Origin of the sequence: Symmachiella macrocystis (genome assembly GCF_007860075.1) — a bacterium.
GTDB lineage: Bacteria > Planctomycetota > Planctomycetia > Planctomycetales > Planctomycetaceae > Symmachiella > Symmachiella macrocystis.
On sequence record NZ_SJPP01000001.1, the window covers coordinates 227,823 to 249,798 of the forward strand.

A 21,976-nucleotide genomic window follows, 5' to 3' on the forward strand; every position below is an offset into this window, starting at 1 on the left:
GATGGTTTGCAACGGGCTATTCAGTGGACGATGCGGGATGCACCTTAGGGTTGTTTCAAATTTACCGGCGTAAGTTTCTCGACCAAAATGTGATCGGTGTTCCACTTCGGCTGATGCGTCCGCGGACCGTTGATGCCCACGGCACGGCCCAAATAGCGATCCAGATTCACACCCTTGGCCCCCTGCAGATACGCCAAGACGCGCCCGTCGGGCGCTACCAAGGCGTGCACCGGGGCGCCACGTGGGGCGCCGATCGAGCGTTGTACAATTCCCGCACCGGAGAATCGTCGCCGCTGTTCCCGTTTGACGGGTGTCGCCGCAGGTTGCGACCGCATCGATAAAATCCGCGCCTCGCGTTCATCCGACTCGCGGGTCAAGCGGACAAACTCGTCATGTTCCGCTTTGATCTTTTTGTATTGCGCCACTTTGCGTAACCGCAAATCCACTTGACGGCGAACTGCATTGTCGGCCGCCGAACGTTGTAGGTTTTGGTAGTCTTGCTCCAATCTGCGGAAGTCCCACTGACTGGTCTTGCTGCGGACAATGTTGTTAAACACACCGTCCAACCGTTTCATCCGGGTTCGGTCGTCTTCCAGCTCTGCTAGAGTCGGACCGGTCCGCGCACCTCCCGCTTTGTCTGTTTTTTTCGGGGCACTGTCGATCCGCACCATCTTGCGTTCCTTCAGCCCGCCACGATCCGCAGGGGGCGTATCGTCGTAGCCAGCGCCTTTTTGCTGTTCAGCGAGCATACGCTGCGCACGTTTGCGTTTCCGTTGTTTCTCGATGTCAGGCGGTGATAAATCTCCATTATTGGCTTCGAAAGGATCGGTACGACCCGCACCTTGTTCGACGGATTGAACGAACTGTCCCAGAATCCAGCGATGATCATCGGCGGGGGGAGCAATTTTGTACCACCGTTGTGGTCCTTCGGGTGTATCGAAGACTTTCTCACCCAGAATCGTGACCCGCTTGCCGCGCGTTAACATCACATGCCAATTGTCGCGACGGTCCGGCTCCAGGCCGCTACCAATGCGGGCGACGGTTCTTTCAGCACGAATCACCCCCCGCGCCGGCTGATTGGCTCGGGGTTGTTGCTCGATTTGAACGGTGTCGGCCGCCACCCAGTCGAAACTTCCCTTCGGAGGCGAGATCATCAGCCAGCCACCCAGTTCGCGGCGATGGACGGTGACCCGATCTCCCTGTCCCAGTTTGCCGGTTGGGTAATGGCTGCGGCTATTCCCGCTGCGGACAAACACGTCGTCGGCATGGATCTCCGCCTCGTAGGGCGTACGCTGTTCTTGTGCGCAGAGCATGGCCGGAAACAAAGTGGCGATGATGATGGCAGCGAGTGTCAGCCGCATTTTGCTGAAACTCCTTGAAATACGGTAACTCGGCCGACAGGTGATATCGGCGGGGATGGGTAGCAGCAGTTCGGTCGCCGGCAGTTGTGAGATGCACGATGAAGATATTCAACGCGCCGGCAGTCGGAGAGACATAAAAGCGATTGCTAATGAAAATCGGCAAACGACTCAAGATTAAGATAGAAAATCTCTGTCTTAAATCGAATTCCATGATTTTTAGCTAAACTTTGGGCGCAAGAAACACATAAACCGCATCACCCCTCGGGCGCTTGAGCTAGACCCGCAGGGGGAGCAGCATAGAAGCCGCACAGCGAACGCAAACCTCACATCCCGTAAATGTTATCCATCCGCTGAGCGATATCCTGCAACCGCTCACGATCCCCGCCGCGAACTTCGGCCGTTCCCCAACCTTCAAAGCCGATATCATCCAGCGCCGCCATGACGGCTGGCCAATCGCAGTCGCCCTCGCCGAGTTTCACCCGAAAACCGGCACCCGGTCCTGATTTGTCGCGGAGTTTGCGGCTGTACTCCTTGATGTCCAATTTCACAATCCGGTCCCCCAGAATACGTATCCACTGCTCAGGCCAACCAAAATTGACGACATTGCCCACGTCGAAATAGGAACCGACCATGTTACTGTCGAATTCATCGATGTAGCGGGCCGTCTCCATCGGGCTGAGCAAAAATCCATTCCAGACATTCTCAAACAAAATCTTGATGCCCAACTCCTCAGCCAACGGTAACGCCTTGCGGATTTCCGCTTGTGACCGCTTGTAGGCGTCAGCATAGCTGACGTCTTTGTTCACCACAGCGGGCACCAGCAGCACCGAGGTTCCGCCGAAGAAATGGCTGTCCCGCAGCGCGGTTTTCAGTCCCTCCAGCCCGCGTTGACGGACCTCTGGATCGGGATGGGAAAGCGTTTGTTTCCAATGCACCGAATCGACGACACCGTGAATCGGCAATTTCGTCTGATCGCGCGCTGCGATGACCTCGTCACGGTCGTAACCGTTGGGGCTGCTCAATTCGATGCCGTCGTATCCCAACTCCTTGAGCAGTTCGAATTTCTGCAGCATCGACAAGTCTCCCCCGATCATGCCAATTTTAACTGCCTTGAGAAGATGCCGTTTCTTGGCCGCCGGTTGCGATTCCCCCTCGGCGGCAAACAGTGATCCCGCAGCGGTCGATGCGGCCAGGGTTGCGGCTGAACGGCTCAAAAAATTGCGGCGATCGAGGTAGTCGGACATGGTCAACTCCGGGAATCTGGGGAGGATGCGAAAATCATTGCAAGCAGCACTTCAAAAAGCTCGAAACTCGATCATAAGTAACCAGCCATTGCCCCGCCAGCGTAGCGTCCTGAGGGGGGCAACCAGGCTGCTCGCCCGAAAAACGATGATTTTCCCCCTGTCTGAGGCTCCAGACCGCTCTGAGTGTGGCCTCGTCGCAAGCAAGTTGCTATGTTATTGCCTTCCAGATCGGAACAGATGGCCGACCCGGGGTGGCGTGGCAGAACCCCTGTATGATGACGAATATTGCAGAAAGAGCGTGACGCATGGCACGGAAGAGTCGTTTGGATTTGCGGAAAGAGGCCGAAGCCGCCGAAGCCATGGGCGATAGCGAAGAAAAAGCGCCCGCCAAAAAGAAGAAGAAAAAGAAGGCGACCAAACGCAAAGCCAGCAAACGGACCAAGGTCAAAGCGGTCGTTCGCAAACGCTTGGTATGGGGCGTGTTTAGCAGCAGCCTCAAGGAAGAAGCTCGCTTCCCCTACGACCAACGCAAGGCTGCCGACGAAAAAGCGGCTCAACTTGCCACCAAAACCAAGCGGACCTACTTCGTGCAACCGATCAAAGAAGCGCTTCCCGAACCGGTCAAAGCCGAGACCGAAGCCGAAGAATAGCACTCCGCCGTCCCATGACTGCTGGCCCAGCGATCAGTATCAGCTCGCTGGAGGGGAACCACGCAATCCCTCCTGCGCTAGCGACCAAAAAAAGCAGACCGGTGGCCCAAGTTCGACTTGAAGGCCGTCTACTTGGTGGCCAATGAGACCTGTCTCCGACCACGCGGGACCTGGCTGCAGACAAAGCGGCACCGCGCTCTGCTGTCATGCATCACTCCTGCCCCGGAGTGATCTTTCCCCGTCAGTCCCCCGCAAACCGCTATTCCGGTGCGGGGGATGTGCGTTAGCCCATCGTGCGATTCATCTTGGCACGGCGCTCCGCACGGCGGCGGGCACGGCGAGCCGCATCGCTCGGCTTTTCATAATATTCCCGGCGACGCATCTCTTTTTTCACGCCGCTATGTTCCACCAGCTTGCGAAAGCGGCGGACCGCATCCTGAATCGACTCTTTGTCTCTCACGCGCAGTTTGACCACAAATTCCTCCTCGGCGATTTTAAGCTGTTTCCCCAATTCTCGCGTTTCCAACATGGCTTCTCTTCGGAGACAAGCCCACCAGAAACATCTACGAGAATCGAACGTTATAGTGTCATCTCAGTCCCAAATCACAGTCCCCGAACGAGTCGAGTCACCGCAATCGGACGGCCCCCATGAAGAGAAGTCGTCGCCCGCAGGCCGTCTCCGCTTGATTGGGGCACAATTCTTCGGCGCAAATTCGCCGGAATTGAGCAACAAAGCATAGCAAATCATCGCGATTCGGCAAAGAGTCAGCCACCTCAATCCTCAAAAATTCGTGTTTTGCCGAGAATTCGGATTCGCGCGGCCGGTTAAAATCGTAGAATTTTGGGGAACACTCTAATTTTGGTTTTTTGTAGCACTCGCAGAGATTTTCTTCGAACTTCACGAAACTTTTCGGTACAGACAGGGTTTATACAGTGTTCACCTTAGATGCTGCAGCTTCACGATTTTGGGCCATTCCGTCGCTGCAGCAGCTCCGATTCCATTCAGCTGCGGCGGCTGCTTAAAGTCCACAGATACGCACTCTTCCAGAAGGCTGTCGAGGAACGAAAATATGAAATTCTCCACACGCTCATTTTTCCAACGCGTTGCCGTACTGGGACTTGCAGCGGGGTTATTGTCCACGCTCCCTGCCGACCTTCAGGCTAAAAATTTCAAAGCCCGCAAGGCGGTCGATGTCACCCAACAAATCGATCAGATCATTCAGCAGGATCTGGCCGCGACCGAATCGCAGGTCGCCCCCACCGCTTCCGACGAGGATTTCCTCCGTCGCGTGACCTTTGATTTGACCGGCAGCCTGCCCACACCCAACGACATTACGCTCTTCGGCCTCGATCCTAATCCCGAAAAACGGGCCGAGTTGATTGAACGACTGCTGCAATCGGACGATTACGCGAACAACTGGGCGCGGTACTGGCGGGATGTCATCTTTTCCCGCGCCACCGACCAGCGGGCGCGACTGATGATTGGCACCTTTGAGAAATGGATGGCCGATCAACTAAGCGACGGCGTCTCGTGGGACAAAATTACCAGCGAGTTAATCACAGCCACCGGGAGCGTCCGCGAAGAAGGCCAAACCGCGTTGATGTTTGCTCATCAAGGCAGCGCCGAAGAAATCGCCGCCGAAGCTTCGCGGATTTTCCTGGGCATCCAAATACAATGTGCGAATTGCCACGATCATCCCACCGACGAATGGAAGCGGGAACAATTTCACCAGTTGGCCGCTTTCTTCCCCCGCGTTCGCGTGCGGGTGATCAAGGACTCCAAGCCGCGAACCTTTGAAGTGGTTTCGTTCAATCGCCCTGAAGGGGCGGGACGTGGACGCGGATTTGGCCAATTCCAACAAAACCCTGCCAAGTTGTTCCGTCAGTTGGACAAAAACCGCGACGGGATCCTCACGAAGGATGAAGTCAAACAGCGGAAACTGCTCAGCCGCATCTTTGGGCGGATGCTGAAAGTCGGCGACAAAAATGGCGACAAAGGTTTGTCCGCCGAAGAAATCAAAAATTTACCCCGCCAGCAAGCCAATAACCGACGTCGAAATTCCGAGTATTACATGCCGGACCTGGATGACCCCACCTCCAAAGGGACGCGCATCGATCCTGCCTTTTTTGTAGCAGGACAAAAACCAGAAGTTGGTTTGGATGACGAATCACGGCGAAACATGCTGGCCCGTTATGTCACGATTCGCGATAACCCTTGGTTCGCCCGCGCCTTCGTCAATCGTATCTGGGGAGAACTCCTCGGGGCCGGTTTTACGATGCCGGTCGACGACATGGGACCCGATCGCGATGTTGCTTACCCCGAAGTTCTAGACGCACTGAGCGATGGTTTTGTCGGCAGCGGCTATGACGTCCGATGGCTGCTAAGAACCATCACCAACAGCGAGGCGTATCAACGCCGCATTCGTCCGGTCGATCCCTCCGGCGCAGGCCCGCAGTTTGCCGCTGCCATTCCCATGCGGATGCGTTCCGACCAACTCTACAGTGCCCTGACCCGCGTGCTCGGCCTCGCCGAGCGGCCCGCAAATGCGAATCGCCGCCCTGGCGGTTATCGTCGACCAGCGGGACCACGTGCCGCCTTCGCCCTCACGTTTGGGTACGACCCTTCCACGCCTCAAGCGGACCTCACCGGCACAGTGCCGCAGGCGTTGTTCCTGATGAACTCGCCCCTCGTGAACAACCGCGTGAAAGCCCAAGGCAATACGCCCTTGGCCAAGTTACTGAAAACCTATTCCGACGACGAAGACGTGCTGGCCGAACTGTATCTCCTTGTGCTGGCCCGCGAACCTACGGAAACCGAATTGACAACTTGCCGCGAATACATTGCGGAAACGGGCGAACGTGACGCAGCGTTTGAGGACATTATGTGGAGCCTGATCAATTCGACCGAGTTCCGCACTAAACGCTGATCCCGCTTGATCTTTTCAATCGGCTCTCAGCTCAACCGGCACTTGGCAACAAGGCCCTCTTTGACTCGCAATTACCAAATCACCAAATCTACTCAATCGATGAGCGTGGACTGACATGAACTTGTTCCATCACCAATCGGTCAATGTTTCTCGCCACGGTTTTTCACGCCGCGGATTTCTGCAAACGCTCTCCGCCGGAGCAGTGGCGGCCGGCGCCATGAACTTCCGCGATGTCATGAGCCTGCAAGCGGAGGAACTTCGCAAACAGGGGATGTCAATGATCCTGCTCTGGATGGCCGGCGGACCCAGCCATCTGGAAACATTCGACCCCAAACCGGAAGCAGAAAACGGCGGCCCCACCGAAGCGATCGACACAGCCGTGCCGGGCATTCAAATTGCCAACGGCTGGGAAAAAACCGCTGCGATGATGCAAGATATCGCGCTGATTCGCTCGATGACCAACAAAGAAGGCAATCACCGCCGCGCGACCTATCAAATGCACACCGGCTATGTTCCCTCGGGCAGCGTCAAGCATCCGGCACTGGGCTCCAACATCGCCCGTGAAATCGGCAATCTGGACGCCGCTCTCCCGTCCTTCGTCACAGTCGGCGGCGGACGTAACGATAATACCGGAGCCGGATTCCTCGGTGTCGACTACGAGCCATTCGAGGTCAATACAGCGGGTGAAATGCCGCAAAACCTGACCTCTACCGTGCCCCACCCCCGTTACAACAAGCGACTGGGGCTGATGAAGCGACTGGAAGGCGAATTCTCTAGTCGCGGCGGAGCAACGAACGTCACCGATCATGGAACGGTCTACGGCAAAGCGTCGAAGCTGGTCTTAAGTCCCGACGTCAAGGTGTTTGACCTCGAGTCCGAATCCAACGAAATCCGCGCAGCGTATGGCAATTCGAACTTCGGCCGCGGCTGCCTGCTGGCACGCCGACTGGTCGAAACTGGTGTGACTTTTGTCGAAGTTCGCCACGGAGGCTGGGACACGCATAAAGATAACTTCGAGCGGGTCAAGAAAAACGCGAGCGACGTCGATCCCGGTTTCGCGACCTTGATCCACGACCTCAAACAACGCGGCATGTTGGACAAGACCCTCGTGGTGTGGGCCGGTGAATTCGGACGGACCCCCAAGATCAATGCCAACACCGGTCGCGATCACTACCCCCGTGCCTTCAACGCGGCCATTGCCGGCGGCGGCATCAAAGGGGGACAGGTCATCGGCAAAACATCCGACGATGGATCAACCGTCGAGGAGACACCGGTCACGGTTCCTGACTTGCTGCAAACCGTTTGCCGGTCGCTCAATGTCGAATCCGACAAGGAAAACATGAGCCCGCTCGGCCGCCCGATGAAAATCGTCGATGGCGGCACTCCCGTGGAACAGCTGTTTGCGTGAACTTGCAATCACCCCCCGGCTGAGCCGGGGGCTAAAAGACGGTATCCCAGCACAATCGTCCCATCAGCCCCCGGCTCTGCCGGGGGGTCACCGCCCAACCGCACTCACGTGGCTCCGGTGTACAAGACATCCATCACCTTGCCTTGATTCAAATGTCGCGGACGATTCTCGCGATCGGGGACCATGATGTGCGGATCGATGCCTAGCGACGTGAAGATCGTTGCGCCGATATCGTTGGGGTGATACGGAGTCGTCAGCGGATAGGCGCCGATCGCATCCGATTTCCCAATCACCTGCCCGCCACGCACGCCTCCGCCGGCAAAGACGGCTGTATAGCCCATCGCCCAGTGATGACGTCCCGGCACCGATTGTCCGGCCAGCGGCGATATCCGCGGTGTCCGACCAAATTCGCCGACGCAGATCACCAACGTCTGATCCAACAGCCCGCGTTCGCTCAGATCGTCCAACAGAGCACTCACGCCCGTATCGAGAGCCGGCAACATGGTCTTCAGTCGTGGGAAGTGGTTCACGTGAGTATCCCACGATTGCACTCTCCCCATGTTGCACTGAATGACCGGCATCTCCAACTCTACCAACCGGCGGGCCAACAGCAGCGTTTGGCCGTACTGATGCCGTCCATAACGGTCGCGCGTCTCTGCTGATTCCACATTGATGTCGAGCGCCTGCTTGAGCTTCGAGGAGGTCAGCATCGACATGGCCAACTCCTGTTCGCCAGCGTACTTTTGACCTGCCGGCGAGGAACTTACACCGGTCGGCGCCCCTTCGATGGTCTGGAGCAACTGTTGCCGATGCTTCAATCGCCCGACATCCAACCCGTCGATCAATGACAGTCCATTGACCTTGTATTTTTCGCTATTGGGGTCGTCTTTGAGCACAAACGGATCGTATTTAGGGCCTAAAAATCCGGCATGTTGCCCCGGCCAGACCAATACGCCCTCGATGAGCGGATTGGGCAATGTCACTTGGCTCGGCAATTTATCCGCCCGCGGTCGCAAGTAGGAAACCGACGAACCGATCGACGGCCAGTCGGACCGCTTGAGTGATTTGTCTTGGTTTGAGTTGCCAGTAAAAGGCTGTACCGCGCCGGTCAGCATATTGTGCGTTCCGGACAGATGGCGGTTGTCACCATGCGCCATCGATCGCACAATCGCCAATTTCCCCGCCCGCTCCGCCAGTCCCGGCATCTTGTCCGAAAAATTGATACCCGGCAGTGCGGTGGCGATCGGCCCGAATTCTCCTTTGATTTCGGGAGACTCCGGTTTGGGATCAAACATATCGATATGGCTGCCGCCGCCGGTTAAAAAAACCAGCACCACCGACTTCACACGGCTCTCTTTCGCCGTCGCCGCAACGGCCCGCTGTTGCAAAATTTGCGACAGACCGAGTCCGAAGAATGACGAACAACCAATTTGCAAAAGTTCACGACGATGAAACATCGCGGCTCGTCTCCAATGACGCGAAGAGCAGTTGTGAAATCCAAACAACAACAGACAGCAGCTTGCTTACGATAGCTGCGACACTCATTCTATCATATAGAAAACCTTTGATATATGCGAGTAACCGAAAATCTCGGGATCGGGTCTCACAGCTTCATTCTGGCAGTCGAGCAACAACTCAGAACTGAGCAGAGAAGAATTCCGGCAAGAGACGTGATATGCTGAAACGATCATCGATGATGACCGCGGCCCTGTGGGCAAATAAGATGTGATCGCGGGTCAAAGAATCGCGGCTGAACCTGGAAAGACAATAATTCATGAAGCAATCGGATGAGCAACGTGCCACAACCTCACAGCCATCTGCGTCCTGGCGACAGCGGTTGTGGGAACCATGCGACAGCGCGTCTGTGGTTTTCTTCCGAATTGCGTTTGCCAGCATGGCATTGTGGCACATCGGACTGGTCCTCACATCCGGCTGGGTCGACTATTACTTCACCAACCGCCCGTATCACCTCAGCTTTTATGGTTTTGAATGGGTCCAGGCGCTGGGCGGCACCGGCATGTGGCGGATTCATCTGCTGATGGGACTGGCCGCCATAGGTGTCGGCCTCGGGGTGTTTTACCGTCTCAGCGCGATATTGCTCTTCGTCACTTTTACATACACGTTATTAGCCGAAGCGGCGCTGTATCAGAATCATTACTACTTAATGAGTCTGATCGCCTTTCTGTTCATCTTGATTCCAGCACATCGCTCCTTTTCGGTCGATGCTTTAGTGTTTCCCGACAAAGCCAGTCCGTTCCTTCCCAACTGGTGCCGCTGGAGTTTGATATTTCTCATCGCCTTGCCTTACTTTTATGGAGGGATCGCCAAGCTCAATGGCGACTGGCTACAAGCAATGCCGATGAGCATTTGGATTCCCCAAAAAACGCATATCCCGATCGTCGGCCCATATCTCGCACAGCCCTGGGTGGCGTGGGCACTGAGCTATGCGGGTCTGGTATTGGACCTGGCAATCGTGCCTTTGCTGTTATGGCGGCGGACCCGATTGTTCGCGTATTTCGCGGTGGTCGTCTTCCACCTCATGAATTCGGTGCTGTTCAAAATCGACATCTTCCCCTGGACGATGATTCTGCTAACCACCATCTTTTTTGCCCCCGACTGGCCGCGGAAACTACTGCGTCGACCGGCACTCACAATCCCCAAAGCTGCAATCACAGCAAGCCTAACGCCGTCGCTGCTACAACGCGCTGCTCTGGGCATTGTTGGGATTTTTGTTGTGTGGCAACTGGTCTTCCCCTTACGTCACTACGTGTATCCGGGAAATGCGCTGTGGACGGAAGAAGGGCAAAATTTCTCGTGGCGGATGATGCTGCACAACAAAGATGTCTTCATCCGTTTTTATGCCACAGACGGAGTGACGGGACAAATTGTGCAGATTCCTGCGAGCAGGTTGCTGACGCAGCGGCAGTTGTTAGACATCGCCAAGTCGCCTGAACAGACCGCGGCAGTCGCCCGGTTCCTGGCTGAGGGCGCCACCAAGGCTGGCCTGAAAAAAGTCGAGATTCATGCGGTATCAATCCTGTCGCTCGACGGTCGCAAACCCCAACTGATATTCGACCCGGAATTGGATCTCTTGACAGTCGATCGCACCTGGAAACACCAATCTTGGATCAACCCACTGACAGAACCGTTACGAGCAGAACCGTGGGACGTGCCCTCGAAAGAGTGGCCCCAAGCGATTGGAATCGAACTTCCTAAGGCGGTGGTTCCACAGCAACGGGCACCAACTGGCCGTTAGGGCACAATCCCTGCCCACGCGTGCAAACGCACTACCGCAGCCTGCCGGTTGACTGTACAATCGAATAGCGAATCGCCGATACTTTTAAGGATTGGCAATCCGCCCCTCCCGCCTCAAAAAAGCCCGCCGCTACGGTTGAATTAAGGACCTGCCCATGAGTTCACCCCACAACGGGATCAATACGCCGCTCTCCAGACGCTCATTCCTGGTCGCCTCCGGCATGGGTTTGGCGGGAACGGCCCGGGGAACGACCGCACCAGCCGCGGCGGCAAATGTGCCGCAAGGCCGCAAGCTCGCCAAATCGACGATCCTGTTTTTCCTCTGTGGCGGATCCTCGCACATCGACATGTGGGATCTGAAACCGAAAGCCCCGATCGAATATCGCGGCCCCTTTGCCCCGATCGCCACCACTGCTCCCGGCATTGAACTGAGCGAACACCTGCCGCTGCTCGCGCAACAAGCGCACCATTTGAACATCGTCCGATCGGTCGGCGCCACCGTGAACACCAACGACCACCACGGCGGGTACTACCACAATCTCACCGGACATGCGCCGGACATCACGTTCGTGACATTGGGAAATAACCGCACACCGGTTGCAGACGATTGGCCGTTTATGGGTTCGGTCGTCGCCGCCAAAAAACCGGCCCGCCCGCAACTTCCCAGCGCGATCACCCTGCCCCATAAACCGAGTCGAGCGCCCTATACCCGGCCGGGACAATTCGCCGCACGGATTGGTCCTGAATTCGATCCGCTCTACATCAACGGCAGCCATAAAAATCCACTTGAGTTCCACGCCCCGTCACTGGTCCTAGAAGGGGATGTCTCTCCCGAGCGGCTGACCAACCGCCGCGAATTACTCAGCACTGTGGATGCTGCCCGCCGCGATTTCGAAACAAACGCCTCCCCCAAAACTTGGAGCAACCAACAAAAACGAGCCGTCAATCTACTGCTCTCCTCCAGCACCACCGAGGCGTTCAACGTCGCCGCGGAACCGGCCGCCCTGCGGGAGCGATATGGTGAAACCATCAATGGCATGAGCCTGCTGTTGGCGCGGCGACTGGTCGAAGCCGAAGTGCCGTTCATTACGGTCTTCTGGAAAGGGGACACGGCGCTGAATAAAAAATGCAAAAGCGCCGGCAGTTGGGACACACACGGCAACAACTTCAACTGCTTGAAAGAGAACCTACTTCCGGAATTTGATCGCGGATTTTCAGCACTGATCGAAGATCTGTCCGACCGCGGACTCTTGGACGAAACACTGCTGCTGGTCAGCAGCGAAATGGGCCGCACCCCCAAAATCGGCGACCGTCGTTCCGGCGGCGTCGCCGGCGCCGGTCGTGATCACTGGACGCATTGCCTAAGTAACGTCTTCGCCGGCGGTGGCATGTCGGGCGGACAAGTCTACGGCGCCACCGACCGCTTCGCCCAATTCCCCGCCGACCGCCCCGTAACCCCCGCCCACATTGCCAAAACGGTCTACCACGCCATGGGTGTCGACGACATCGAATTCCAAGACCGCGAAGGCCGCCCCTACAACGCACTCCCCGACGGCTATCCGCTGACCGAATTGTTTTAGTTGCACAGTTATATTAGCCACGGATTAACACGGATGAAACACGGATAAGTAAAAGTAGGTCATGCTGTGCATGACCTACGACTGACATGCCAAAAGCAACGTCCATATGTCCGGGGGCGCCAATGTGTTGTAAACACACATTAATACGTTCTTCTGTGATCGGTATTGCTGTGCTGGGGATGATATTTGGGATTGGGATATGGAATTTCAACCAACCACCACACGCATATTATGCTGTTCAGAATCTCTCTCTCCATGCAACGAAGGATGAGACGATCCGCATGCTTGGGTCCCCAGGAAGTGTTCAACAGAATGGAAGAGTCTTGGTATACACCAGGCTCCTGTCGTGGGGCATCTTGTATGTGAACCTTGATGGAGAGAGCAGGTATCTCAGCTATACCTATGACAAATGAAAGACGGCTAGAACGCCGGGAGCAGGACGTAATGTCTTATTTTTTATCCGTGTCTCATCCGTGTTAATCCGTGGCTAAAAATCCTTCCCTCCCATCAAACCGGAGACCCACCCCATGAATCCTCTCCATGACAATATCTCCCGCCGTGGCTTTCTCGCCGGTTCATTGGCTGCCGGAACGGGTTTGGCGTTTTCGCCCTGGTCGTTGCAGGCGGACGAGACGAAGCCTAAGAAAAAGCTGGCTGTCATCACCACCGAATGGCGGTTTCACTCCCATGCCTGGCACATGGCGGAGCGGTTTCTGACCGGTTATCCGATCAATGGCAAATGGCATCACCCGCCGTTTGACGTCGTGACCGCTTACGTCGATCAATTCCCCGACAACGACCTCAGCCGCGGCCGCGCTAAAGAGTTCGGTTTCAAAATCACCCCCACCATTGCCGAAGCGCTGCGCAACGGCAAAGACAAACTCGACATCGATGCTGTGCTGATCATCGGCGAACATGGCAAGTACGACAAAAGCGACGTCGGCCAGACAAAATATCCCCGCTACGAGTTCTTCAAAGCGGTCACCGATGTCTTTGCCGAAGACGGAAAAGTCCTCCCCATTTTCAACGACAAGCACCTGTCGTGGAACTGGGATTGGGCCAAAGAGATGGTCGACATTTCGCGCGAACAAAAAATCCCATTCCTCGCTGGTTCCTCGTTGCCGGTCACATGGCGGATGCCCTCGATCGACATGCCGTACGGCGCCGAGGTCGAGGAGATCATGTCGGTCGCCATCGGCGGTACGGACAGCTACGACTTTCACGCACTAGAAGTCATGCAGTGCATGGCCGAGCGCCGCAAGGGAGGCGAAACCGGTGTGGTTTCCATGCAGGCTCTTCGCGGCGACGATGTCTGGGAAGCGATGGACTCCGGTCCTTGGAAAGCGGGCGGCTGGGACCCTCAACTTTTCAAAGCCTGCCTGACCCGCACGCAAACCTTAGCCCAACCCGAGACCTACAGTCATCGCTACCCCACCACTGCTCAGATCCGGGAATGGGTCAAAAAGCCGATCGCCTACCGTTTCGAATACGCCGATGGCCTGAAAGGCACGATGCTACTCATGAACGGCTTGGTGAATGACTTCACGTTTGCCGCCAAGTTAAAGGGCCAAAAAAATCCGCTCTCAACGCTGTTCTACCTGCCCCCCAACCCCAACGTGGTCTACTCCGCCGCCCTGATGTCCAACGCCGAAAAGACCTTCCTCACCGGCAAGCCCCCCTACCCCGTCGAACGCACATTACTCACCGGCGGCCTCGTCGAAGCGGGCATGAAATCGCTAGCGCAAGACAGCAAGAAGCTGGAGACGCCGCACCTAGCAGTCGAGTACCAGGTGCCGGACAAAACGTTGTTCTGGGTGAGTTGAAGGGAATTCAATAGCAGCCACAGAGGTCTCAGAGGACACAGAGAACTTAGCGAGACGGAGCCGCAACACAGCGTGTCCGTTTTTCTTAGCCACAGATTGAACACAGATAAAACACAGATCTCCGGCGTGACTCCCCAAAATCCCAAACCGACCGCTTGCGGTCGCATTGTGCGCCCGAACTGCGCACAAGCTGTGAACGCTCGCAGTACAGAGAGGACTTTGTAAGAAATCCTCTGTGAACTCTGTGTTCTCTGTGGCTAATTCCAATATGCCTAGACCGTGGGGAACTCGAAAACCGTCTGCGTTTGTGCATGCATGAGTTTTCAAGGACCGGCAGTCCAATAGCGATCGATGCCGAACTTGGGTGCAATCCTCAAGAATACATAGACAAAACCGACACTCTTTCGGATCATATCAGCGAACACCTCCATTCGTGAAAGGTCTGCTGGCATGGTCGCTCCCCGCTCAATCGTTGGTACTGTCTTTCTGTTTCTCGCGGCGGCTCAATCTGCGCTCGGCGACGATGCCCAGGCACCACAGAAGCCGGACATTGAATTCATCAAATGCCGGGTGCTGGTCGTCGACGCGCTGGGGCAGCCGGTCCAAGGGGCTGTCGTCATGCCGTCGGGCTTTCGGACCCGCGCCGAACCGGGGTCGCATTGGGGCTGGGTCAAGCAACGCTTCGGGCCGGTCCCAAAGGTCAAAACCGGCCCCAAGGGCATCGCTGAAATCGAAGTCCCCAAATTCGTCACGGAAAAACAAACGATCGGCCAAGTCACCTGGCTGGTCGACAATCCTGACCATGTCGTCTACCGCGCAGACCACGACATCAATGATGATCCGGCCGAAATCACGCTCAAAGATGGCTACCGCATTGCTGCCACCGCCGTCGATGCGGCCACCACCGAGCCGATCAAAGAGCATCTGTATGCCGTACAAAGCGGTTACAATATGTCACTCGGCGCGGAATGGCGCCAGTCCAAAAGCGGCGTCTTGTTGTCGCGGGTATTCGACGAAGCACAAATCACACTCCGCTTGGTTGCGCTAACGCCCGGCCAACCGGCGCGATTTAGCGATTTGATCACCCTGGACCGCGCCGATGACGGTGGCCGCATCTTTTTGCGATCCATTCCGCTCAAACCCGGCACGCGCGTCGCGGGCAAACTCGACCCCGCCGTTCCCCGCCCCGTCACTGGGGGAAATGTGGTTGCCTTTATTTCAGCCGGCGAAGTACCCCAAGATGGATCCCGTGCCGCGCTGTGGAGATGGAACGACGAAACAAAAATCCAACCGGACGGCTCTTTCGTTTTCGAATCGCTCCCCCGCGGCGAAGTGGTACAATTGATCGCAGTCTGTAACGGCTGGATATCCAAAAATCCGACACAGGCCGAACTCGATGCCGTGCTTCCCTGGCAAGAGAATCTGAATCCCGGGCTTGCCAATAGCTTCACGACGCCGCAAGTCTTCTCGCTCGACGCAGCTAAAATTGAGCCGACGCTCGGAATGTTTACAGCTGCAACTTGCCGTATCAAGGTGGTCGATCCCGACGACAAACCATTACCTGCCGCAGAGGTCATGATGTGGCCGAATCATAAGCAGTTGCGAGGGGGGTCAACAGTCCTGGGCTTCGGATATCGATCAACGGATTTGTTGCGGACAATCGAGAAAGGGGAAGAATTGGATTGGCAGGCGATCATGCAGGATAAAATGCGCTTTCGAGCAAAAACCAATGACGAGGGAGTCGCCGTGATTCTGAATCTCCCCGGCCGCCCCAACATTGGGCTGAATGTCATACACAACGACTTTGATCAACCCGCCCTACAGGGACGTCGTTTTAGGAACGTCGATCTCAAACCGGGCGAATCAACTGAAATCACGATCCGCATGGAACCCAAAGGCGAAAACGAACTCGGCGCCCCGTGACCACGTAGCCTGAAGATCGGTAGGGAATAAAATAACTCACGCAAAGCCGCCAAGTCCGCGAAGGTTTTCGAGGGACGCCGCCGTGTTATTCCTTGGCGAGCTTTGCGGCTTTGTGTGAGACTTTATTGATCCAATACAATGCAGATAATAAACACGGCCAACACTGTCCGTTATCAAAAGCTCCGCAGCATGTTCCCATCGCGCTCCTTGTTTCGTGCAGGGCTGATTCTATTGAGTGCTGGCATTTGTGCAGCCGGCGACGATGCCCAGGCACCGCAAAAGCCGGACATTGAATTTATCAAATGCCGGGTGAGCGTTGTCGATCCCCATGGTGAACCGGTTGGGGGAGCGTTCGTCACTCCCTGGGCTTTGTGCCCGCGTCGCGAACCGCAAGCGCATTGGGGGTGGAAAGAATCGCGTCTTGGCCCCCGTCCCCGCGCCAAAACCGGTGCCGACGGCACCGCTACCTTGAAGGTAGCGAAATTTGCCATGGAAAAAGTCGAAGTCGGCCTCGTCACTTGGCAAGTCGATCATCGCGATTTTGTCATCTATCGGGAAGACCACAATATCAACGACGCCCCGGCCGAGATTAAGCTGCAAGACGGCTACCGCATCGCTGCGACCGCCATCGATGCGGAGACAAAAGCGCCGATCAAAGAACATCTTTTCGCCCACATGAACGGCGATCGGCATTTTGACTTCGCCGAATGGAATCTGGCTAAAAGCGGCGTGCTACTGTCGCGGACATTCGATGCTGAGAATTTTTTTCTGCGGCTAATCGCCTTGCCTCCGGACGGACCGGCTCTCTATAGCGAATTGCTCGCTGTCGACCGCGTCGAAAATGGTAGCCGCGTGTTTTTGCGGAATATCCCGCTCCATCGTGGTGTGCGTGTCCAAGGCAAAATTGATGATGCCGTCCCCCGTCCCATCAAGGCAGGTAAAGTCATCGCCTACATCTCCGCCGGCCCGATTGTAGAGGACCCGCACTTGGAATTCGAATGGTGGTGGTGGGAAGACTACGCCGACATCCAACCGGATGGAACATTTGAATTTACTTCGCTGCCTCGCGGCGACATCGTGCAACTAATTGCCGTGTGCGATGGTTGGGTCTCTCGCACGCCCAACCAGGCAGAGATCCAATCGGTCGTCCCTTGGAAATATGACCAGCACATTAGTAATCGCGTCTTACCTCACGTCTTCGCACTGGATGAGGAGACGATCCAACCCACAATCGCGATGGATCGCACCGTGGCCTGCAAAACCACCGTGCTCGACCCAAGCGGCAAACCGCTGCCCGGCGCTGTAGTATTGATGTGGCCGAATCAAATCTTACTGCGTGGTGGCGGCACATTATTGGGATTTGGTTTTCGGGTGAGTGAATCGCTCCGTGCACTGGCGCAAGGAAAAAAGGTGCCGAAGTTTTCGGACTGGAAGTCCCCCTACCAAGCGACGACCAACGCAGAAGGCATCGCCACAATTTACAACCTGCCCAGCAACGGCAACGTCGGTCTCCTCGCCGAACACCCGCAATTTGTCCAACCCATCGAGAAAAACCGCCGCTCCACCTACGTTGGCATGAAACCGGACGAAACGACCGAGATCACGATCCGCATGGAACCCAAAGGCGAGAACGAACTCGGCGGGCCGTGACCACGTCGTCCAAACATCGATAGGGATTAAAACCTCACGCAAAGCCGCTTAGGACTTAGCCCAGTTGAGCTGCAACTCAAAGTGACCGTTATTTCTTAGCCACAGATTGAACACAGAAGAAACACGGACTTCCGGTCTAACACTCCAATATCCAGAACCGACCACTCGCGATCGCACTGTGCGATCCGCATTGCGCACGAAGTTTGACCGCCTGCAGAACAGAGAAGACTATGTAAGAAACCCTCTGTGAACTCTGTGGCTAATCCCTTTCAACACGGCGTGGGCTGCGTATGGATTCGTGGGGATAACCAACCGTCCTACATCGAAAGATGCGCCGCAACGTGCCCTACGGTTGTACCGCTGCGGGGCGATTGGCGGCGGGGTGGATTTCGCATCGTAGCGTTTTGTCGTCGCGCTGATCCAGGTCGATCATGAACGTGATTTCGCGCGTGCCCGGCTCGACGTTGAGCGAATTCAGTTGCGCTGGATCAACCGCGTCGCCGTCTAGCCAAATCCGCAAGCCGTCGGTCGCATTAAGTTTGACGGCGACGTTGCCCGCTTCAGTCACGTTGAACTGGCAGCGCACGATTCGCAGGCTGGACTGGGGAACAGCCATTACCGACTCTAGCGCCAAGGCGCCGTTCGTGCGGCTATAGGCGGCTTCCCACGTGAGATCGCGCCGCTGGGGTAAGTCGGCGATGAATCGATTCGCATCCACGCGGGCAATGTTGCTCGGCAGTGGATCGAGGACCTGCCAACTGCGGATCACCGGGGCGGGCGTGACCTGGAATTCGCCCGGTTGCCCCAATTCTGTCAGAAAGCGGAGTAGATCGACCACATCCTGTCGCGGCAATGTTGAGACAGCGTTGGCCGGCATCAAGGAGACTCCAGCGTTGCGCTGCTCAATCGAGCTATGGGGAATACGAATCTCCGGCCGCGTCAAATCGCGGAGCACCAGTTCGCTGTCGTTTTCCTCCAACACAATGCCGGCATACGTCTCCCCGCTGTCAGTGACCACGTTCACTGTTTCAAAGCCCTTGGGGATCGCTTTGTTGGGCAGCAGCAGCGCTTCGATGAGATAGTTCAGCGACTGATCTCCCAACGGCTTCAATAAGTCGGGGCCAAAACCTTCCCCCGCGCCGCCGATGGTATGGCATTTGAAGCAATTGACGCGCTGACGGTGGAAGATCTCTTCCCCCCGCGCCGCATCCCCCTGCTCCGCGACTTCTTGCGCGAACTCCGCCAATTGTTCGTCGGTCAGCGTTTCAAATTCGCCGATGCCGTTGCTGACATCGAACCCCTCAGGAACTTGCATCTCTTCGATCCAGCGATGGATGAGCGCGACCGATTCGTCTTCGACCAGGGACCGCCCGAATTCCGGCATCGCCATACCGGGGTGAGTCGCCATCAAGCGAAACAACATGATCGATTCGTCCGGATGGCCCGGGACAATATCGTATTTGTGTCCGCCCGAGCCGCGACCGGCAGCGACGGGTGTTTTATAGACGCCCAACTTGTACGGATCGGTCACGCTGGCCAGTAGGTGCAGCCCGGAATTCCGCGCTGGTCCGGTCGAACTGTGGCAGTGCGCGCAGTTGATCTCCAGCCAGGCCCGCGCCCGTTCGGCGACCGTCCCGGACTGTTCATCCTTCCAGGCAGCCGACTTCGGCGCCTGTGACGGATCGTCGGGAGCACCGGTCAAAATGCCGGTCCGCGTCCAATGCACCAACTGGTTTTCCGGGCCATCGGGGTAGTCATAATCCTTGTTCAGATAGCGCGCTCGCGGCCCGATCGGTTCGAAGAATTCACCCGTTGTGTGGCAGCGTTTGCAGTCGTTCGCGTTCGGCACGATGTAGGGGTTCGATCGCTGCTCGCCATCGTAGTGTGTCCAAGAGACATTCACCGTCTCACCGGCCACTTCAGAGACCGCATCGGTCTGTTCGTCGTTCCACAGATAGGGCACGCCAATCCAGCCCGATTCCCGCAACAACAATACTCGCGTTTCGATCAATCGCCGGCCTTGCGCGGGATCGTTAAAATCGGTGGGAAAGTAAAACGTTTTGGCGATGACCGTGCCGACGGGAAATTCAAAAGCGGTTCCCTCGCGGTACTCGATCTTTTCCCCCTCGGGCACTTTGATAAAGCGAGACTTCCAAGCGTAGTCGGAGAAGAGCGCCGAGTTGAGGTCGTAGGGCATCACCCCCGCAGCCGGCCGCATCTCAGCCATGGGGCCTTCGAACAGGCCGTATTCGGACAAATAGGGCTTGGGGCGTTCTCTACGTTTGCGCTTTTTCTTCTTGGGGGTCTTTTTAACCTCAGCCACAACGGTCGCCGGTTTCGCAGCGACCTTCTCGACCTGCGCTGGCTCTTGGGCCTGATCACCCGAAGGCGGAGGCGCTTCGTTAGGCCCGCATCCGCCGATCAATGCAATCAGACATCCCCATACGAGCCATATCCGCCAACGCCCGGCGGCGCTGGCGGAATGTGGTCGAGACGACACCATTTACTTGACTCCTGGGATCGTAATCGCCGGCAGCTTGGGCAGCTCGGTCGAGTACGCCTCCAATTTGAAATCTAGTTCCGGCGGTTGACCGGACATCAGTTTGGGATAATCGATGTTGGCGAATGAAAAGTCGCCGTTATCACCAATGAAGATTTGTTTTCCTTCGGGCAATTTCCCATCGACGGTTTTCTTCTCGTCAACCATCCCGTCATAGACAATGTCCGGCAACTTGCCATCCGGGAAAAACGCGACCACGTCGGCCCACGCTTTTTGCGGATCGTAGCCACCCTTCTCGAATTTGTTGTCGTAAACCGAAATCGCTTCGGGATATGGGTCGTACGCTGCGTCTTCAAATTTTCGCTGCGTAGTGAAGAAACTGATGATGTAACAGTTGGTACTTTTGTGGTTCTTGATTTCATTCCCGAAAATTTCGACTTGATCATTGGCCATCACCGACACACCGGTTCCCGGCGGCACGGTGGCAACCATGTTTCCTGGAGCGGCGAAGTTATCGTGATTGTTGTCGTAGAGTTTGTTGTTGAACACGCGGCATTTACTACCGTTCTTTTGTTCTAGACCCGGCAGAGAAAAAACCAACAACCCGCCTGTATTGTTCGTGGCAACATTTTCATAAACGTCGGCACCAATGCAGTTTTCGATTTCGATGCCGGCAACATTTTTTTCCGCGCGGCAGCGCCGGACGATGATGTTCTTCGACTGTCCCACATAAATCCCCGCATCCGAGGCACATTCTGCGACACAGTCCTCGATCAAAATATTTTCGCTCAGCACCGGATACAGGCCATAGGCGCCATTTTCCGCGTGCGGGCCATTGGACCACCATGTTTTGACGCTACGCATGGTCAGACCGTGAGAACCATCGACTTTGATCGCGTCGCCCGGCGTGTCCTGCAGCGTGATATCTTCAATCGTAAAATCATCTGCGTTTTTGACTAAAATCCCTTCGCCGCCCGTTCCCTTTTGTTGGTCGGCAAAGTTCAAGATCGTTTTGTCCATCCCCTGCCCGCGGATCGTCACGTTTTTTATATCATCCAACGAAAGCGTCTTGGTCAGTTTGAATTCTCCTGCGGCGAACTCAATCACGTCTCCCTCTTCGGCATAGATCAATGCTTCTTGAGCGGCCTTTTGCGCGTCGGGACCCGGTTCGATCACAACCACTTCCTCTTCGGTCTCTGCTGCGTCATCGGTCGCTTCTGGTGTTTCGGTACCATCTGCCGCCGGCGCGGTCGAATCGTCAACGGCGGCCACAATGCTTTCGTCCGCTTGCGCATCGCTGCTTTCCGTGGTGGACGCACCCGTGCTTGATGCAGTCGGCTGTGGTTGTCCACACCCGATCAGAGCTAGGCAGCTGCAAAGCGATAGCGCAACACCCCAATGACTGAGTTTCATCTTTTGACTCTCCGAAGAAAATGGTGAGAAGTGTGTACCGTTGAAATGACTGCTGGACGCAACGCCTCTACCTACCGGTTGGTAGGTACTTTTCGCGAATTAAACAAACCCGCACAGGGAAGCTCACTTCGATTGGCGAGAATATCGCCGGCAAATGGGTCGAAAGTTTTATCTGCAGGCTCAATGCCTCAGCACCCGCACGCAAAGACTATTAAATTTCGATACACATCAGGATACAAGAA

Annotated in this window: 14 protein-coding genes; 8 read left to right on the forward strand and 6 right to left on the reverse strand. The window is 56.1% G+C overall.

What is annotated here, in order from left to right; translation table 11 throughout:
* Positions 1 to 44: 44 nt before the first annotated feature.
* Together CA54_RS00880 and CA54_RS00885 are read right to left on the reverse strand one after the other, a co-directional pair.
* Positions 45 to 1,361 (reverse strand): SH3 domain-containing protein, encoded by a 1,317-nt coding sequence (locus CA54_RS00880; RefSeq protein WP_146368997.1) that lies wholly within the window; start codon positions 1,359 to 1,361, stop codon positions 45 to 47.
* 323 nt (positions 1,362 to 1,684) lie between these two features.
* Positions 1,685 to 2,605 (reverse strand): sugar phosphate isomerase/epimerase family protein, encoded by a 921-nt coding sequence (locus tag CA54_RS00885; RefSeq protein ID WP_146368998.1) that lies wholly within the window; start codon positions 2,603 to 2,605, stop codon positions 1,685 to 1,687.
* 305 nt (positions 2,606 to 2,910) lie between these two features.
* Here CA54_RS00885 and CA54_RS00890 point away from each other — a divergent pair, with 305 nt between their 5' ends.
* Entirely contained in the window at positions 2,911 to 3,255 is a 345-nt protein-coding gene (locus tag CA54_RS00890; protein WP_146368999.1) for a hypothetical protein, read from the forward strand.
* A gap of 283 nt (positions 3,256 to 3,538) precedes the next feature.
* Here CA54_RS00890 and rpsU read toward each other — a convergent pair whose 3' ends face one another.
* The gene (gene rpsU / locus CA54_RS00895; RefSeq protein WP_146372229.1) at positions 3,539 to 3,730 is read right to left on the reverse strand and encodes a 30S ribosomal protein S21; all 192 of its coding nucleotides are present in this window, start codon (positions 3,728 to 3,730) and stop codon (positions 3,539 to 3,541) included.
* 595 nt (positions 3,731 to 4,325) lie between these two features.
* Between rpsU and CA54_RS00900 the strand changes: the two genes are divergently transcribed.
* Both CA54_RS00900 and CA54_RS00905 read left to right on the forward strand, forming a co-directional pair.
* Positions 4,326 to 6,182 (forward strand): DUF1549 domain-containing protein, encoded by a 1,857-nt coding sequence (locus CA54_RS00900; protein ID WP_146369000.1) that lies wholly within the window; start codon positions 4,326 to 4,328, stop codon positions 6,180 to 6,182.
* A 115-nt stretch (positions 6,183 to 6,297) separates the two neighbouring features.
* The gene (locus tag CA54_RS00905) at positions 6,298 to 7,590 is read left to right on the forward strand and encodes a DUF1501 domain-containing protein (protein WP_146369001.1); all 1,293 of its coding nucleotides are present in this window, start codon (positions 6,298 to 6,300) and stop codon (positions 7,588 to 7,590) included.
* 104 nt (positions 7,591 to 7,694) lie between these two features.
* Here the strand turns inward: CA54_RS00905 and CA54_RS00910 are convergent, their stop codons facing one another.
* Positions 7,695 to 9,047 (reverse strand): DUF1501 domain-containing protein, encoded by a 1,353-nt coding sequence (locus CA54_RS00910; protein ID WP_146369002.1) that lies wholly within the window; start codon positions 9,045 to 9,047, stop codon positions 7,695 to 7,697.
* Between the two features lie 317 nt (positions 9,048 to 9,364).
* On the opposite strand from CA54_RS00910, the gene CA54_RS00915 reads away from it, so the two are divergent.
* The 5 genes from CA54_RS00915 (at position 9,365) to CA54_RS00935 (ending at position 17,821) form a co-directional block, all read left to right on the forward strand.
* Positions 9,365 to 10,846 (forward strand): HTTM domain-containing protein, encoded by a 1,482-nt coding sequence (locus CA54_RS00915; protein WP_146369003.1) that lies wholly within the window; start codon positions 9,365 to 9,367, stop codon positions 10,844 to 10,846.
* A 154-nt stretch (positions 10,847 to 11,000) separates the two neighbouring features.
* A complete protein-coding gene (locus CA54_RS00920) occupies positions 11,001 to 12,425 on the forward strand; it encodes a DUF1501 domain-containing protein (RefSeq protein ID WP_146369004.1) in 1,425 nt (474 codons plus the stop codon).
* A 527-nt stretch (positions 12,426 to 12,952) separates the two neighbouring features.
* Complete coding sequence (locus CA54_RS00925; protein ID WP_146369005.1) at positions 12,953 to 14,248, forward strand: twin-arginine translocation signal domain-containing protein; 1,296 nt, start codon at positions 12,953 to 12,955, stop codon at positions 14,246 to 14,248.
* Positions 14,249 to 14,698: 450 nt separating this feature from the next.
* Positions 14,699 to 16,171, forward strand: a complete 1,473-nt coding sequence (locus CA54_RS00930; RefSeq protein ID WP_146369006.1) for a hypothetical protein — start codon at positions 14,699 to 14,701, stop codon at positions 16,169 to 16,171.
* A 138-nt stretch (positions 16,172 to 16,309) separates the two neighbouring features.
* A complete protein-coding gene (locus CA54_RS00935; protein ID WP_146369007.1) occupies positions 16,310 to 17,821 on the forward strand; it encodes a hypothetical protein in 1,512 nt (503 codons plus the stop codon).
* A gap of 346 nt (positions 17,822 to 18,167) precedes the next feature.
* Here CA54_RS00935 and CA54_RS00940 read toward each other — a convergent pair whose 3' ends face one another.
* Together CA54_RS00940 and CA54_RS00945 are read right to left on the reverse strand one after the other, a co-directional pair.
* Positions 18,168 to 20,324, reverse strand: coding sequence for an SO2930 family diheme c-type cytochrome (locus CA54_RS00940; RefSeq protein WP_146369008.1), 2,157 nt, complete (start codon positions 20,322 to 20,324; stop codon positions 18,168 to 18,170).
* Entirely contained in the window at positions 20,325 to 21,734 is a 1,410-nt protein-coding gene (locus tag CA54_RS00945) for a parallel beta-helix domain-containing protein (RefSeq protein ID WP_146369009.1), read from the reverse strand.
* Between the last annotated feature and the right edge of the window lie 242 nt (positions 21,735 to 21,976).